Origin of the sequence: Micromonospora sp. NPDC048835 (genome assembly GCF_040649995.1) — a bacterium.
GTDB lineage: Bacteria > Actinomycetota > Actinomycetes > Mycobacteriales > Micromonosporaceae > Micromonospora.
Genome location: NZ_JBEZGM010000008.1, coordinates 134,001 through 150,316, shown reverse-complemented (window position 1 = coordinate 150,316; position 16,316 = coordinate 134,001). Strand labels below are relative to the sequence as shown.

General features: G+C 71.2%; 11 protein-coding genes. 8 read left to right on the top strand and 3 right to left on the bottom strand.

The annotated features are described in order from the left end of the window. Positions 1–32 precede the first annotated feature (32 nt). Positions 33–740 (bottom strand): RDD family protein, encoded by a 708-nt coding sequence (locus tag AB0C15_RS12395; RefSeq protein ID WP_357351273.1) that lies wholly within the window; start codon positions 738–740, stop codon positions 33–35. Positions 741–751: 11 nt separating this feature from the next. Then, positions 752–1,957, bottom strand: a complete 1,206-nt coding sequence (gene hppD, locus AB0C15_RS12390) for a 4-hydroxyphenylpyruvate dioxygenase (protein ID WP_357351272.1) — start codon at positions 1,955–1,957, stop codon at positions 752–754. Positions 1,958–2,096: 139 nt separating this feature from the next. Here hppD and AB0C15_RS12385 point away from each other — a divergent pair, with 139 nt between their 5' ends. The 7 genes from AB0C15_RS12385 to AB0C15_RS12355 all read left to right on the top strand — a co-directional run bounded on the left by AB0C15_RS12385 (position 2,097) and on the right by AB0C15_RS12355 (position 14,719). Beyond that, positions 2,097–2,600, top strand: a complete 504-nt coding sequence (locus tag AB0C15_RS12385; protein WP_357351271.1) for an Lrp/AsnC family transcriptional regulator — start codon at positions 2,097–2,099, stop codon at positions 2,598–2,600. Positions 2,601–2,679: 79 nt separating this feature from the next. Beyond that, complete coding sequence (locus AB0C15_RS12380; RefSeq protein WP_357351270.1) at positions 2,680–4,116, top strand: PQQ-binding-like beta-propeller repeat protein; 1,437 nt, start codon at positions 2,680–2,682, stop codon at positions 4,114–4,116. A 124-nt stretch (positions 4,117–4,240) separates the two neighbouring features. Beyond that, positions 4,241–5,908: a fumarate hydratase gene (locus AB0C15_RS12375; protein WP_238667174.1), complete on the top strand. Its 1,668-nt coding sequence runs from the start codon at positions 4,241–4,243 to the stop codon at positions 5,906–5,908. A 257-nt stretch (positions 5,909–6,165) separates the two neighbouring features. Next, a complete protein-coding gene (locus AB0C15_RS12370) occupies positions 6,166–9,147 on the top strand; it encodes a BTAD domain-containing putative transcriptional regulator (RefSeq protein WP_357351269.1) in 2,982 nt (993 codons plus the stop codon). 257 nt (positions 9,148–9,404) lie between these two features. Then, positions 9,405–12,386 carry a BTAD domain-containing putative transcriptional regulator gene (locus tag AB0C15_RS12365; RefSeq protein ID WP_357351268.1) on the top strand — a complete coding sequence of 994 codons (2,982 nt, stop codon included), beginning with the start codon at positions 9,405–9,407 and terminating at the stop codon, positions 12,384–12,386. A 35-nt stretch (positions 12,387–12,421) separates the two neighbouring features. Beyond that, positions 12,422–13,831, top strand: a complete 1,410-nt coding sequence (locus AB0C15_RS12360) for a class II fumarate hydratase (RefSeq protein ID WP_357351267.1) — start codon at positions 12,422–12,424, stop codon at positions 13,829–13,831. 288 nt (positions 13,832–14,119) lie between these two features. Continuing rightward, on the top strand, positions 14,120–14,719 hold the full coding sequence (locus tag AB0C15_RS12355; RefSeq protein WP_357351266.1) for a GNAT family N-acetyltransferase: 600 nt from the start codon (positions 14,120–14,122) through the stop codon (positions 14,717–14,719). Here AB0C15_RS12355 and AB0C15_RS12350 read toward each other — a convergent pair. Next, positions 14,686–15,231 (bottom strand): CGNR zinc finger domain-containing protein, encoded by a 546-nt coding sequence (locus tag AB0C15_RS12350; RefSeq protein ID WP_357351265.1) that lies wholly within the window; start codon positions 15,229–15,231, stop codon positions 14,686–14,688. The genes AB0C15_RS12355 and AB0C15_RS12350 overlap by 34 nt on opposite strands. 86 nt (positions 15,232–15,317) lie before the next feature. Between AB0C15_RS12350 and AB0C15_RS12345 the strand changes: the two genes are divergently transcribed. Continuing rightward, entirely contained in the window at positions 15,318–16,304 is a 987-nt protein-coding gene (locus AB0C15_RS12345) for a DMT family transporter (protein WP_357351264.1), read from the top strand. The last annotated feature ends 12 nt before the right edge of the window (positions 16,305–16,316 follow it).

Here is a 16,316-nt window from a genome sequence, read left to right as displayed (position 1 = left end):
GGCGGACACTCATGTTCGCTCGCTCCGCTCGCTCACGTGGACACCTTAACGACGATGGTTCCGGCGAACTTGTCGTGGAGGCACTGCTGCCACGGCTTGTCCCAGAGCTGCCAGAGCCCGTCGGCGTAGCTGCACCCCGGAACCAGCGACGAGGCCAGGAACTGCACCAACCAGCGCCGGCCGGCCATCCCGCGGTCCAGGGTGCGGGTCGGGTCGAGCGGCACCACGCGCAGGTTCATGACCTTCTTGCCGAGCGTCTGGCCGCCGCGCTTGAGGTACTCCACGTGGTAGAGCCAGTAGAGCCCGAGCATCAGCGCGAAGAGCGCGAGCTGGAGCAGCAGGATCGGCAGGAAGAACTCGACGATGAAGGTGCCCGGGTCGGGCTCCGCCAGGGTGCCGTCCGAGTTGGTCTGGCTCAGCTCGGTGAGCATCCGCCACCACAGGACGAAGAAGGCCGGCATGAACAGCACCAGCAGGACGGCACTCGCCAACGCCGTGTCGATCAGCCAGGCCAGCAGCCGGTCGCCGAAGCCGGCCAGCGGCTGACCGCTCGGGCTGAGCGGGGGAGGGGGCGGGCCGGGCGGCGCGGCGTACCACTGCGGCGGGGCGTACCCGGGTGGGGCGTACTGCGGCGGCGCGGCGTACCCCTGCGGGTGTGGTCCGGGCGGCGGCGCGACGCCGCCGGCAGCGGGCTGAGGCCCACCGGCCGGCGGCGTCGGGTACGACGGAGGCTGCGTCACGCTCGCAAGTGTTACAGGTTGCCGCGGGCTTCCTGCTCCCGCTCGATCGCCTGGAAGAGCGCCTTGAAGTTGCCCTTGCCGAAGCCGAGCGAGCCGTGCCGCTCGATCAGCTCGAAGAAGACCGTCGGACGGTCCTGCACCGGCTTGGTGAAGATCTGGAGCAGGTAGCCGTCCTCGTCCCGGTCGACCAGGATCTTGCGGGCCTTCAGCTCCTCGATCGGCACCCGGACGTTGCCGATGCGCTCGCGCAGTTCCGGGTCGTCGTAGTACGAGTCGGGGGTGTCCAGGAACTCCACCCCGGCGGCCCGCATGGCGTCGACGCTGGCCAGGATGTCGTTGGTGGCGACGGCGATGTGCTGCGCGCCCGGGCCCTGGTAGAACTCCAGGTACTCGTCGATCTGCGACTTCTTGCGGGCGATCGCCGGCTCGTTGAGCGGGAACTTCACCTTGCGGGTGCCGTTGGCGACGACCTTGCTCATCAGCGCCGAGTAGTCGGTGGCGATGTCGTCGCCGACGAACTCCGCCATGTTGGAGAAGCCCATCACCCGCTTGTAGAACTCGACCCACTCGTCCATCCGCCCCAGCTCCACGTTGCCGACCACGTGGTCGACGGCCTGGAAGAAGCGCTTCGGCTGGATGCCGGCGTCGATCATCGGCTGCCGGTCCACGATCGGGCCCCGGGCCACGAAGCCGGGCAGGAACGGGCCGGTGTAGCGGGACCTGTCGACGAGGGTGTGCCGGGTGTCGCCGTACGCGGCGATGGCGGCCATCCGGACCGTGCCGTGCTCGTCGGTCACCTCGTGCGGTTCGACGACGCTCGCGGCGCCCTGCGCGATGGCGTGCGCGTACGCGGCGTCCACGTCCGGCACCTCGAGCGCGATGTCGCTGACCCCGTCGCTGTGCTTCGCCACGTGCTCGGTGCCGTCGGCGTCCGGGCGCACCGCGCCGGTCAGCACGAAGCGGGCCGATCCGCTGGTCAGCACGTACTGGGCGTGGTCCCGGTAGCCCTGCTCGGGGCCGCGGTACGCCACGCAGGTCATGCCGAAGGCGGTGGAGTAGTAGTGCGCGGCCTGCTTGGCGTTGCCGACCAGGAAGTGCACGTGGTCGAGCCCACGGACCGGGAACGGGTCGTGGCTGACGTCGTGGTCGACAGCGCCGACGAGCCGGTCGATGTCGACGTCCTCGGTCGACTGGGGTCGGTCGATCGCCTGGGTCATGGTGGGCTCCCTCGCGTACCGGCCGGCCTTGTGGGCCGCCGTGGTCGGTTCTTGTGGCGAGGATCGCTGCCCCGACGTCGGCTGGGCAACTGTTGCCAGAATGGCTGGTCAGGTTGCGCATTCGGTATGGTCTGCACTCATGAATGGTGAGCAGAATGTACAGCTCGATGCGCTCGACGTGCGCTTGATCGAACTGCTCGCCGAAGAGCCGCGGATCGGGGTGCTGGAGTGCTCCCGCCGGCTCGGGGTGGCACGCGGCACCGTGCAGGCGAGGCTGGACAAGCTTGTCGAACGGCGGGTCATCAGGGGCTTCGGCCCCGAGATCGCGCCGGCCGCGATCGGGTTCGGGGTGACCAGCTTCGTCACCCTGGAGATCAGTCAGCGGCACGGCCACGACCCGGTCACCGCTCACCTCGCCGCCATCCCCGAGGTGTTGGAGGCGCACACCATCACCGGCTCCAGCGACCTGCTCTGCCGGATCGTGGCCCGCTCCAACACCGACCTGCAACGGGTCATCGACCAGATCGTCTCGTCCGCCGGCATCACCCGGGCCTCGACGATCATCGCGCTGGCCGAACAGATCTCCTACCGCACGCTGCCGCTGGTGCGAAGTGCCGTTCGGGCCGAGGGAAGGGTGCTGTAACACCTCCGAGCCCAGAAAGCGCGGCGACACGGCGGCGAGGGCGTACGGAAGATCCGTGATCGTGGCTACGGTGTGCGGTGTGGCGAAGGGGAGCGTGCGCGGTGGGCTGCTGCTTGGCCTCGCCGTGGTCGTCGCGCTCGCCGCGACCGGCGTGTGGAACCCGTTCCCCGGCCTGTGGGACTGGGTGGACCGCAGCGAACCCATCTCCGAGCCCGACGTGGTCTGGCAGCAGCGGGTCGGCGGCACTCCACGCAGCGTGACCATCGCCGGCGACGCCGTCGTGGTCGAGCAGCGCACCCGGGTCGAGGCTCGCAGCCTGGCCACCGGCGGCCAGCTCTGGGAGCGCAAGGCGGACTGGGCGGCGGTCGCCGGCGGCGACCGCGACCCGGTGGTGGCCGTGGGCAAGCTCCTGGTCAAGGGGTACGAGCTGCTCGACCCGACGACCGGGGCGACCCGGCGGCGTGACGACGACGCGGTGGCGGTCTGGACGTACCGCAACCTGCTCCTCGACGCCCGGTGTGTGGACGCCACCGACTGCACCCTGAGCGCCTGGGACCCGCGCGGCACCGCGCCACTCTGGACGGCCTTCCTGCCCGGGGTGCACAGCGGCCTGCTCGCCGACAACCCGGGTCTGCGCGGCACCCGTCGGCTCACCGCCACCCGGATCGACGACGGCGTGGCCGGCGCGGAGGCCGCGCCGCCGCTGCTCGGCTTCCCGGTCGACGGTCGGGTCCACGTGGTCGACACCGCCACCGGCCGGGTGTTGCAGAACGTCGAGCCCAGCCGGGACGAGCGGCTCTCCGTGGTGGGCGGCCGACTGCTGCGGATCGCCGCCCGCTCCCAGGACGGCACCTGCTACTTCGCCATCTCCGCCCGGGACTCGGCGACCGGGCAGGAGGCCTGGCAGCGGGCCGGCGTCAACCTGCGCACCGCCGACTCCGCGGGCTGCGTACAACGCGAGGACCCGCAGGGGGCCCGCAACGTGATCATCGGCGTCGCGCCGGACGGCCGCGAGGCGGTCATCGACGGGTACGACGGGCGACTGCTCTGGGTCGGTGAGCCGGGCACCAGGCTGATCGCGGTGGACGACCGTCAGGCGCTGTTCCGAGCCGCCGACAAGCGCTCGATGATCGCCCGTGAGCTGGGCACCGAGAAGGTCCTCTGGACGCGACCCGCAAGCGGCAAGTCCGGGGCGGCGCTCACCCCGTACGCGGCGGTGGTGTCCGACGAGAAGCCGTCCCGGCTGGCGGCGCTGGACCCGCGTACCGGCCGGGAGCTGGCCGCGCTGCGCACCTCGGCGAACGCCCTCGCGGTCGGGTCCCAGGGCATGATCATCGGTGAGGGGCGGGAGATCGGGTACGTCCGCTTCGGCGCGCCCGGAGGATCGCCCACCCGCCCGCCGAGCGATGGTGGGAATCCCAAGCCGGGCAGCACCGGCCCCGGCCGGCCGGACAACGACGACTGCGGGCCGAAGGGCGAACTCTGCCCCGACCCGGGCGGCGGCAAGGACGGCTGAGCGGCGGTTCGCGCGACGATCCGGACGGCGGCCGGGCCCGGTACGCCTGGTGGATGAGAGCGGCGTCCCAGGACCCGCCCGGCGGGTGGGAGTGATCGACCGGTCTGCCCTAGGCTTGCCGCTCATGAGCAGTGCCGCCGCATTCTCGTACGCCCCTCTGCTGCCGACCGGCCCGGACCAGACGGACTATCGCCTGGTCACCGACGAGGGCGTGGACGTCGTACACGGCCCGGGAGGCCGCCGGTTCCTCACCGTGGAACCGGCCGCACTCACCGCGCTGACCGCCGAGGCGATGCACGACATCGCGCACTTCCTGCGCCCCGCGCACCTGGCCCAGCTCCGGGCGATCATCGACGACCCGGCCGCCTCGCCGAACGACCGATTCGTCGCGCTGGACCTGCTGCGCAACGCCAACATCGCCGCCGGCGGTGTGCTGCCCATGTGTCAGGACACCGGCACCGCCATCGTGATGGGCAAACGCGGTCGGCACGTGCTCACCGACGGCGCCGACGCGGAGGCCATCTCCCGGGGCGTCTACCAGGCGTACACCAAGCTCAACCTGCGCTACTCCCAGCTCGCCCCGCTGACCATGTGGGACGAGCGGAACACCGGCAGCAACCTGCCCGCCCAGGTGGACCTGTACGCCGAGGACCCGGACGGGCACCCCGACGCGTACAAGTTCCTCTTCATGGCCAAGGGCGGCGGCTCGGCCAACAAGTCGTACCTCTACCAGGAGACGAAGGCGCTGTTGAATCCGACGCGGATGATGCAGTTCCTGGAGGAGAAGCTGCGGCTGATCGGCACCGCCGCCTGCCCGCCGTACCACCTGGCCATCGTCATCGGCGGCACCTCCGCCGAGTACGCGCTGAAGACCGCGAAGTACGCGAGCGCCAAGTACCTCGACGCGCTGCCCACCTCCGGCTCGATGAGCGCGCACGGCTTCCGTGACCTGGAGCTTGAGGCGGAGGTGCTGGAGCTGACCCGCAACTTCGGCATCGGCGCGCAGTTCGGTGGGCGGTACTTCTGCCACGACGTACGGGTGGTCCGGCTGCCCCGGCACGGTGCGTCCTGCCCGGTGGCGATCGCCGTCTCCTGCTCGGCGGACCGGCAGGCCGTTGCCAAGATCACCCCGTCGGGCGTGTGGCTCGAGCGCCTCGAAACCGACCCGGCGCGCTTCCTGCCCGACGTCACCGACGACTCGCTCGACGCCGAACTGGTCGTCCGGGTCGACCTCAACCGGCCGATGGACGAGATCCGCGCCGAGCTGTCGAAGTACCCGGTGAAGACGCGCCTCTCGCTCTCCGGGCCGCTCGTCGTCGCCCGGGACATCGCCCACGCCAAGATCGCCGAGCGGTTGGACGCCGGTGAGCCGATGCCGCAGTACCTGCGCGACCACGCGGTCTACTACGCCGGCCCGGCGAAGACCCCCGAGGGGTACGCGTCCGGCTCGTTCGGCCCGACCACCGCCGGCCGGATGGACGCCTACGTGGAGAAGTTCCAGGCCGCCGGCGGCTCGCAGGTGATGCTGGCCAAGGGCAACCGGTCCGGTCAGGTGACCCGCTCCTGCCAACAGCACGGCGGCTTCTACCTCGGCTCGATCGGCGGCCCCGCGGCCCGCCTCGCCCAGGACTGCATCAAGCACGTCGAGGTCCTCGAATACGCCGAGCTGGGCATGGAGGCGGTCTGGAAGATCGAGGTCGAGGACTTCCCCGCCTTCATCGTTGTCGACGACAAGGGCAACGACTTCTTTGCCGAGGTCACCAAGCCGGTGCTGACCGTCGGCCGCCGCTGACCCCACGGGCACGCGAACGGGCGCCGGGCGAATTCGCCCGACGCCCGTTCTGTCGTCCGTGCTCTGCCGACATCGGTACGCCCGCCCCGCTGGGGTGGGACGGGCGCACCGCCCCCGTCGGATGCCGTCACCGACAACCCACAGTGAGTGTGCTCAGCACCGCTGTTGATCCGCTATCGGATCGCTATCGCCTGACCGAGGCGAGCTGTTACCGCCGGACTACGCTGCTGGAAGTTGCACAGTGAAGCGAGGAGCAGATGCGGTTCGGGATCCTGGGGCCCCTGCGGGTGGGCGGTGGCGAGTCCACTGTCACCGCGGGACGCGACCGGACCGTGCTCGCCACGCTGCTGTTGCGGGCCGGCCGCCTCGTGCCGGTCGACGAGTTGGTGGACGCCGTGTGGGAGGAGCATCCTCCAGCCACCGCCCGGGCCCAGTTGCAGAGCTGCGTGTCGCGGCTGCGCCGCCGGCTCACCGAGCTGGGGCTGCCGCCGGAAACAATCATCACCGATCCCGTCGGATACGGCGTCCGGGTCGCCCCGGATGGCCTGGACGCCGACGTTTTCGGGCGTACGGTCGAGGCGGCCCGCACCGCCGTCGCAGCCGGTCGGGAGGTCGAGGCGAGTGAGCTGTTCCGGTCGGCCCTGGCGCTCTGGCGCGGGCCGGCGCTCGGCGGCATCGCCAGCCGCAGCGTCCGCCGCCGCGCGCAGGCGCTCGACGAGCGGCGCCTCACCGCCCTCGAGGAGTGCGTCGACCTTGAGCTGCGCCTCGGGCGGGCCGCCGAGCTGATCGGGGAACTCGCCGAGAACGTCGACCAGCATCCCCTGCGGGAGCGTCTGCGTGGCCAACTGATGCTCGCCCTGTCGTCGGTCGGTCGGCAGGCCGACGCGCTCGCCGCCTACCGTGAGGGCCGGCGGTTCTACGCCGACGAGTTGGGCATCGAACCCGGTGCCGAGCTGCAGGAACTGCACCAGCGCGTACTCGCCGGTGACCTGGCACTCGGCGGCGCGGAGGAGCGGACCTTCACCCCGGTCCGGGCACTGCCCCGGGCGATCAACGATTTCATCGGACGGCAGGAGACTCTCAACCGGCTGGTGAAGGAGATCGAGGAGGACGACGCCCGAATCCAGCTCGTCGACGGCATGGCGGGCAGCGGGAAGACGACGCTGGCCGTGCATGTCGCCACCGCGCTCGCGCACCGTTACCCCGACGCGCATCTCTTCATCGACCTGCACGGGCACAGCGAACGGGAGCCGATCCCACCCGCCGTTGCCCTTGCCACGCTGCTTCGTCAGCTCGGTGTCCCGGGTGACCGGATCCCCGCCGGCACCGACGAACGTGCCGCCCTGTGGCGGAGCAGAATGTCCGGACGCCGGGCGATCGTGGTGCTCGACAACGCCGCGAGCGCCGCTCAGGTCGTACCGCTGCTACCCAGCGGCCGGGACTGCCTCACCCTGATCACGAGCCGCCGCCGGCTCGCCGGTCTGGACGGTGGCAAGCCGTCGTCGTTGGCCGTGCTCGACCCCGAGGAGGCGGTGGAACTGCTCGGACGGGTGGTCGGCGCCGACCGGGTCGACGCCGAGCCGGAGGCGACCATCGAGGTGATCGCCCGCTGCGGGCACCTGCCGCTGGCCATCCGGCTGGCGGGGGCCCGACTCGCCCACCGGCCCCGCTGGCGGGTCCGCGACCTGGCGGACCGGCTCGCCGCCGGACGGAACACGCTTAGCGAGCTGTCGGCCGGGGAACGCTCCGTCGGGCAGGCATTCGCTCTGTCGTACGCACAACTCGACCTCGACCAACAGCGGATGTTCCGGCTGCTCGCGCTGCATCCCGGAGGCTTCTTCGACGATCGGGTGGCGGCGGCGCTCGCCGACCTGCCGCTGCCGGACGCCCAGGACCTGCTGGACAATCTCGTCGACGCGCACCTCGTCGACGAGCCCGAGGCCGGCCGTTTTCGCTTCCACGACCTGATGCGCGAGTACGCCCGACAACTGCTGGAGACCGACGAGACCGCAGCGAGCCGGACGGCCGCCATCGTTCGACTCCTTGACCACCACCTGCATGTGGCCCACGCCATCTCCGGTCGGATGGAGCCGGTGTCCAGCCGATCCGCCCTGATGCTGCCGGAACCTCCCCGAGCCGACCTGGTGCGAGCATCCGTCGCGGACGGCACCGGCTGGTTCGACGCCAATCGGGCCGCACTTCCGGCGCTGGTGCGGTTGGCCGCCGCCGAGGGGCAACTGGAACGGTGCTGGCAGCTGGTCCGCACATCCTGGTTCTACCTGTACTCGCACGGCCACCTGGACGAGCTGATGGACACGCACACAGTGGCACTGCACGCCGCCGAGCAACTGGGCGACGCGGGGGCCATTGCGACAGTGCAGAACTATCTGTCCTCCGGCTACTTCCGGCTCGGGCGCTATCCGGAAGCCATCGACCTGATGGAGCGAGCGCTCCGGTCGCGTCAGCGGCTCGGCGACCTGCGTGGCGAGGTGACCGTCCGTCGAAACCTGACCGTCGCGTACGGCGCGAACTGGCAACTGGCTCCCGCGATGGCTCACTCCGCCGCGGCCCTGGCGCTCATCACCGCCGGCGACCAGCCGGTGGAGGTCATCGCGATACTCAACAACCAGGCGCTGTTGCTGTTGGCCTGGGGTCGCTATCCGGAGTCGCGGCAGGTCTCGCGGCGCCAGTTGCACCTGGCCCGCGAGGTCGGGGACATGAACAACGTGTTCAACGCCCTCGGTCACCTGGGCGTGGTGCGTGCCCGACTCGGCGACTACCCGGGCGCGCGCCGGTTCCTGCGGCTGGCGTTGCAGTTCAAGCGCCGGGAGGGCAACCGCTTCGGCGAGGGTGAGGTCCTCAACGAGTTGGGCAGCATCGAGCGGATCCTCGGCCGGCCGGAGGAAGCCGCGATGCTGCATCGCGAGGCGCTCGCCGTGGTGGTCAAGTCCGGAGACCGCCTCGCCGCCTGCATGTCACGTAACCTGCTGGCCCGTGCGCTCCTCGACCAGGGGGACGCGGCCAGCGCCGTGGACCTGCACCGCCGGGTGCTCGCCGATGCCGTCCGGATGGGTGCCCGGCACGAGCAGGCCCGGGCGCTGGACGGCATCGCCCGTTGCCTGCGGGACACCGACCCGGCCGCGGCCCGGTCACACTGGATCCGCGCGCTGGCCCTGTACGAGCAGATCGAGTCGCCGGACCAGCACGAGGTGAGCCGACTGCTCACCGAGTTGGGCTGAGGGATTATCACGCGTGGAGGCGCCAGGCTGCTGCCTGGCGCCTCCAGCGTCGGTAGTTCTGCACCGACATCGGTACGCCCACCCTCCTGGGGGTGGGACGGGCGCACCGCCCCCGTCGGATGTCGTCACCGCCAACCTGGAACAAGTTTCCGGTGTGCCGCCCTCGATCCGCTCTCACATCGCTATCACCACGCTGTGTCGGGCCGTGACAACGGGACTACGCTGCTGGTTGGGGTGCCACGGGGGTGGAGGAGCAGATGCGGTTCGGGATCCTGGGGCCTCTGCGGGTTGGTGGTGGCGAGTCCACCGTCACCGCGGGTCGGGATCGAGTCGTGCTCGCCACACTGCTGCTGCGTGCCGGTCGGCTCGTGCCGGTCGACGAGTTGGTGGACGCGGTGTGGGAGGACAGCCCTCCAGCCACCGCCCGGGCCCAGTTGCAGACCTGCGTGTCCCGGTTGCGCCGCCGGTTCGCCGAACTCGACCTCGCACCCGAACTCATCGTCACCGACCCGATCGGGTACGGCGTCCGGACCAGCCCGAACGACCTGGACGTCGAGGTCTTCGTTCGGGGGGTGGAGAGGGCCCGGGGCGCCGTGGTGGCCGGCCGGCTGGCCGAGGCGCGCACGGGTTTCCGTGCCGCCCTGGCGCTGTGGCGAGGGCCGGCACTCGCTGGTATCCCGAGCGTCAGCGTCCGTCGTCGCGCGCAGACGCTCGACGAGCAACGCCTCTCCGCGCTTGAGGAGTGCGTCGACGTCGAGCTGAGGCTCGGCCGGGCCGCGGAGCTGATCGAGGAACTGGCGGAGAGCGTCGATCGGCATCCGTTGCGGGAGCGCTTGCGCGGTCAACTGATGTTGGCCCTGTCGTCGGTCGGACGGCAGGCGGACGCCCTCGCCGTCTACCGGGAGGGCCGGCAGACGTACGCCGACGAGTTGGGCATCGAGCCGGGCGCCGAGTTGCAGGAGCTGCACCAGCGGGTACTCGCCGGCGACCTCGCCCTGGCCGGTCGACCGGCCCGACCCGCCGGCCCGGTCCGTGCACTGCCCCGGGCGATCGGGGACTTCATCGGTCGGCAGGAGACGGTGGCCCGCCTGGTCAAGGAGATCGAGGAGGACGGCACCCGGATCCAGGTGGTCGACGGAATGGCCGGCAGCGGCAAGACCACGCTCGCCGTACACGTCGCGACAGCGCTCGCCGACCGCTATCCCGACGCGCAGCTCTTCATCGATCTGCACGGGCACAGCGAACGCCGGCCGTTGACGCCGGCCACGGCCGTGGCCGCCCTGCTCCGTCAGCTCGGTGTGCCCGCCGAGCGGGTGCCGGAGAACCTGGACGACCGGCTGGCGCTCTGGCGGATCGAGCTGGCCGGACGCCGGGCGTTGGTGGTGCTCGACAACGCCGCCACCGCCGATCAGGTGGCACCCCTGCTGCCCAACGGTCCGCACTGCCTCGTGCTCATCACCAGCCGTCGTCGGCTGGTCGGGCTCGACGAGGGTCGGCCGTCCTCGCTGCCGGTGCTCGACGCGGACGAGGCGATCGAGCTGCTCGGTCGGGTGGCCGGCGTGGAGCGGGTCGCCGCCGAACCGGAGGCGGCGGCCGAGGTGGCAGGCCGGTGCGGTCACCTGCCCCTGGCCATTCGGCTGGCCGGCGCACGACTGGCGCACCGGCCGCGTTGGCGGGTCGCCGACCTCGCCGAGCGGCTGGTCACGGGAGCGGGGCCGCTGGCCGAGCTGACCGCCGGGCAGCGCTCGGTGGGGCAGGCGTTCGCCCTGTCGTACGAGCAGGTTTCACCGTCGGCGCAGCGGCTGTTCCCTCTGCTCAGCCTGTATCCGGGGGGCCGTCTCGACAGCCGGGTGGCCGCCGCCCTCGCCGAGCTGCCCCTGACCGACACCCAGGACGTGCTGGACGAGCTGGTTGACGCGCACCTGGTGGACGAGGTACAGCCGGGCCGGTACCGCCTACACGACCTGCTTCGCGAGTACGGCCGGCTGCTGCTCGCCGGCGCGGAACGGCAAGCGGAGCGCCGGGCCGCCCTGGAGCGGTTGCTGGACCACCATCTGTCCATCACGTTGGCGATCGCCCGGAGGATCGAGGCGGCGGGCAGTCGTCGCAGCATTCCCGCGGACACGCCCCGCCGTCCGGATCTGCTTGTGGTGCCGGTGGCTGAGGGGTGGGGGTGGTTCGAGGAGAACCACGCCGCGCTCACCGCTCTCGTGCGGGTCGCCGAGGAGGAGGGCTTCCCGATCCATTGCTGGAAGTTGGCCAGGGCCTGCTGGCGGCTCAACTTCGACCTCGGGCACCTCGACGAGGTGATCGAGACCCACACGATCGGGCTTCGAGTCGCCGAGCGGCTGGGCGACGAGGCGGCCATCGCCGTGATGCTGAACTACCTCGCCTCGGCGTACTTCCGGCTGGCCCGCTTCCCGGAGGCGATCCGGTCGGCGGAGGTGGCGCTCAGGTTGCGCCGTCAGCTCGGGCTGCGCGGCGACGTGATCAGCACACTGTGGAATCTCGGCGTCTCGTACGCCGCGAATGGTGACTTCCGGCAGGGCAAGGCGAAGTTCGACGAGGCACTCAGCATGACCCGCAGCCTGGGCGGCGCGCACGAGCTGACCAATCTGCTGCACAACCTGTGTTACGCGTCGATCCGGTGGGGGCGGTACGACGAGGCGCTGCGGCACGCCCGGCTGCACCTCTGGCTGGCTCGCCAGGCGAAGGATCCCCGGCAGACCCACAATGCGCTGGGGCAACTCGGGATAACTCGGCACCGGATGGGCGACCTGGCTCCTTCCCGCCGCCTGCTGCGGGTCGCGCTGTCCCTCAAACGCCAATCGAGCGACCGTTTCGGTGAGGGGGAGGTGCTCAACGAGATCGGCGTGATGGAACGCGCCGCCGGCGATCCGGAACGTGCCGCGGCCCTGCACCGGGACGCGCTGGTGGCGATGATGGAGGTGGGCGACCGACTGGGCGAGTGTGCCTCGCGCAACCTGTTGGCCCGGGCGATCCTGGAGCAGGGGGACGCCGCCAGTGCGCTCGACCTGCACCGCCGGGTGCTCGCCGACGCCGACCGACTCGGCGCCCGCTATGAGAAGGCCCGAGCGTTGGAGGGCGTCGCTCGCTGCGTACGGGCCACGGATCCGCCGGCGGCCCGCGCGCACCTGGAACAGGCGCTGATGCTGTTCCGGCAGATCGAGTCGCCGGACCGGCACGAGGTGGAGCGGCTCCTGGCCGAGTTTGGCTGACGGATCATCTGCGAGTCGGCCACGGGCGCGGCAGGATGGTGAGCGTGACGACTCCAGAGGCGACCGGTTACCGCATCGAACGCGACTCGATGGGCGAGGTGGAGGTGCCCGCCGAGGCGCTGTGGCGGGCGCAGACCCAGCGCGCGCTGCAGAACTTCCCGATCTCCGGCCGGGGCCTCGAACCGGCGCAGATCAAGGCCCTCGCCCAGATCAAGGGCGCCGCGGCCGAGGTCAACGGTGAGCTGGGCGTGATCGACGCCAACGTGGCCGCCGCCATCGCCGCCGCCGCCGCGCACGTGGCCGAGGGCGGTTACGACGACCAGTTCCCGGTGGACGTGTTCCAGACCGGCTCGGGCACGTCGTCGAACATGAACACCAACGAGGTGATCGCCACCCTGGCGACCCGTGAGCTGGGCTCACCGGTGCACCCGAACGACCACGTGAACGCCTCCCAGTCGAGCAACGACGTCTTCCCGTCCTCCATCCACCTGGCGGCAACCCAGTTCATCGTGGAGGACCTGCTGCCGTCGCTGGCCCACCTGGCGGACGCGCTGGAGGCCAAGGCCGCCGAGTTCGAGACGGTGGTCAAGGCCGGGCGTACGCACCTGATGGACGCCACGCCGGTCACCCTCGGCCAGGAGTTCGGCGGGTACGCCGCCCAGGTCCGCTACGGGATCGAACGCCTGGAGGGCGCGCTGCCCCGCCTGGCCGAGCTGCCGTTGGGCGGCACCGCCGTGGGCACCGGCATCAACACCCCACTCGGCTTCGCCGCCGCCGTGATCGACAAGCTGCGCGAGTCGACAGGTCTGCCACTGCGCGAGGCGCGTAACCACTTCGAGGCGCAGGGCGCGCGGGACGCGCTCGTGGAGACCTCGGGGCAGTTGCGGACCGTGGCAGTCGGCCTCTACAAGATCGCCAACGACATCCGCTGGATGGGCTCCGGCCCCCGTGCCGGCCTGCGTGAGCTTCGCATCCCCGACCTCCAGCCCGGCTCATCGATCATGCCGGGCAAGGTCAACCCGGTGGTCGCCGAGGCGATGCGGCAGGTCTGCGCCCAGGTGGTCGGCAACGACGCGACGGTCGGATTCGCCGGCTCGCAGGGCGACTTCGAACTGAACGTGATGCTCCCCGTGATGGGCCGCAACCTGCTGGAGTCGATCCGCCTGCTCGCCGCGGTGAGCCGACTCTTCGCCGACCGTCTGGTGGTCGGCCTGGTCGCGGACGCCGAGGTCTGCCTGGCGTACGCCGAGGGCTCACCCTCGATCGTCACCCCACTGAACCGCTACCTGGGGTACGACGAGGCCGCGTCCATCGCCAAGGAGGCGCTGGCCAAGCAGACCTCGATCCGCGAAGTGGTGATCTCCCGGGGCCACGTCGACTCCGGCAGGCTCACCGAGACCCAGCTCGACGAAACGCTGGACCTGCTCCGGATGACCCACCCCTGACCCACCCCACGCTGGGCTGACTCACCCCGCCCCGCCCCGCCGAGATCGTGCTCGATCCTCGGTGGGGTGCGGGATGGTGGTGACTCGGTCGGGGCGGGATGGCGGTGACTTGGCCGGGCCCGTGTTCGTTGTCGACGCCTACTCCTGGCGGCTCTTCGTGGCCGTGCCCGCGCGCGGACCCGACCACCTCGCCCGCGACGGTGCTCTGGGAAGTTGTGTGGATCTTGGACGGCCCTGGGGAGGAAAAGGGGTCGACGGGGTTTTGAGCGGGGGCGGATGATCCGGGCTGTGGGTGACGATGGCGTGGGTGTGCCGGCGGGAACCGAGCGGCTGCGGCTGCGGCGGCTGACCAGGGCCGACGTGGAGGCGCTTGTCGAGTTGGACAGCGACCCCGAGGTGATGCGGTTTCTGACCGGTGGCGTCGCTACCCCGCTTGCCACCGTGCGGGACGAGCAGTTGCCGAGGTTGCTGGCCCAGTACGACAGGCATCCCGGGTTGGGTCGGTGGGCGGCGCACGATCGGGAGTCCGGGGCGTTCCTGGGTTGGTTCGCGCTCGACCCGTCGGAGGATGGCGCCGAGGCCGAGTTGGGCTACCGGCTGCGTCGCGAGACGTGGGGACGAGGGCTGGCCACCGAGGGATCGCGGGCCTTGGTGCGGTACGCCTTCGACACCGTCGGGGTGCGTCGGGTCTGGGCCGAGACGATGGCGGTCAACGAACGCTCCCGGCGGGTGATGGTGAAGGCCGGGCTGCGCTACGTGCGGACCTTCCACCCTCAGTGGGACGACCCGATCCCGGGCACCGAGCAGGGTGAGGTGGAGTACGAGGTGCGGGCCGAGGAGTGGGCGACCGTCGGTCAGGAGCGGCCGGCGGCCCGGCGGGCGCGGTAGGCGGTCACCGCGGCGCGGTTGCCGCAGCCGGCCTCGCAGAACCGCCGGGACCGGTTGCGGGACAGGTCGACCACCACGTTGTCGCAGTCCGGGTACTCGCAGATCCGCAACCGGCTCAGCTCGCCGGAACGGACCATGTCCGCAATGGCCATGGCGGCCTCCACCGCGATCCGGGTGGCCAGCGGCGCGTCGCGGGGCACGGCGTGCAGGTGGTACGGCTCGTCGTCGTGCTCGATGAGCTGGGGCAGCGCCCGGTGTTCCAGCAGCAGGCCGTTGACCACCGTGACGATCTCGGGTGGCTCGGCGTGCCAGATGCGGCGCAGTTGGAGTCGCAACTCCCGGACCGCCCGCAGCTCGTCGTCGGTGTGTTCGTGCCGGCCGCTGTACGAGTAGCGGACGAAGAACGCGTCCAACGCCGCGATGTCGGGCAGCAGCTCACCGTCCCGGCCCGCGGTGTTGACAAGCGCCGCGGCGGCGATCAGCGAACACTCGGTGTCATGAGCGAATAGCAACTTGACTCCTGTCATGGCTTCCGCTTAGCGTCATCAGCACAAGGATAGTTTGCTCATGACACGGTGCCCATTGCGAGGAGCGCGACATGCACTCACGACCTGCTGCCGGCGTCGGGTTGGCGCTGCTCGCCGCATTCACCTTCGCCACCTCCGGCACCTTCGCGCGATCGCTCGTCGAGGCCGGCTGGTCGGCCGAGTCCGCGGTGATCGCCCGCGTCGGCGTGGCCGCCCTGGTGCTGGCGATCCCCGCCCTGCTGTCGCTGCGGGGCAAGTGGCACGTGCTGCGCAGCAACGCCACGGCGATCGGGCTGTTCGGGCTCCTCGGGGTGGCGCTGGCCCAGGTGTGCTTCTTCAACGCCGTGCGCTACCTGCCGGTCGGTGTCGCGCTGCTGCTGGAATACCTGGGCATCATCCTCGTCGTGGTCTGGATGTGGCTGCGGCACGCCCAGCCGCCCCGTCGGCTCACCGTCGCCGGGTCGGTGGCCGCGCTGGCCGGGTTGGCGTTCGTGCTCGACCTCGCCGGCACCGCCGACTTCCACCCGGTGGGCGTGCTCTGGGGGTTGGGCGCGGCATTCGGCCTGGCCGGCTACTTCGTGCTCGCCGGCCAGGTCGACCCTCGGCTGCCCTCGGTCGCCATGGCCAGCGGTGGCATGGCCGTCGGCGCCGCGGTGCTGCTCCTCGTCGGGTTGACCGGCCTGCTGCCGCTGCACGCCACCTTCGGCGAGGTCACCTTCGCCGGGCAACCCACCAGCTGGCTGGTGCCCATCGCCGGGCTCTCGCTGGTGGCCGCGGTCATCGCCTACCTCGCCGGTATCGCTGGCAGCCGGATCCTCGGCCCGCGCCTGTCGTCGTTCGTCGGACTGGCCGAGGTGCTCTTCGCGGTGCTGATCGCCTGGCTCTTCCTCGACGAACTGCCCACCGGCTGGCAGCTGTTCGGCGGTACGTTGATCGTCGCCGGCGTCGCCCTGGTCCGTCTCGACGAGCTGCGTCGGCCGGCTGCGTTGGACGTGCCGGCCTCGCGGCCCGTGCCGGCCACCTCGGCCCGGCCCGAGGTCGCGGTGGACGGTCGGTGAGAGGATCGGCGT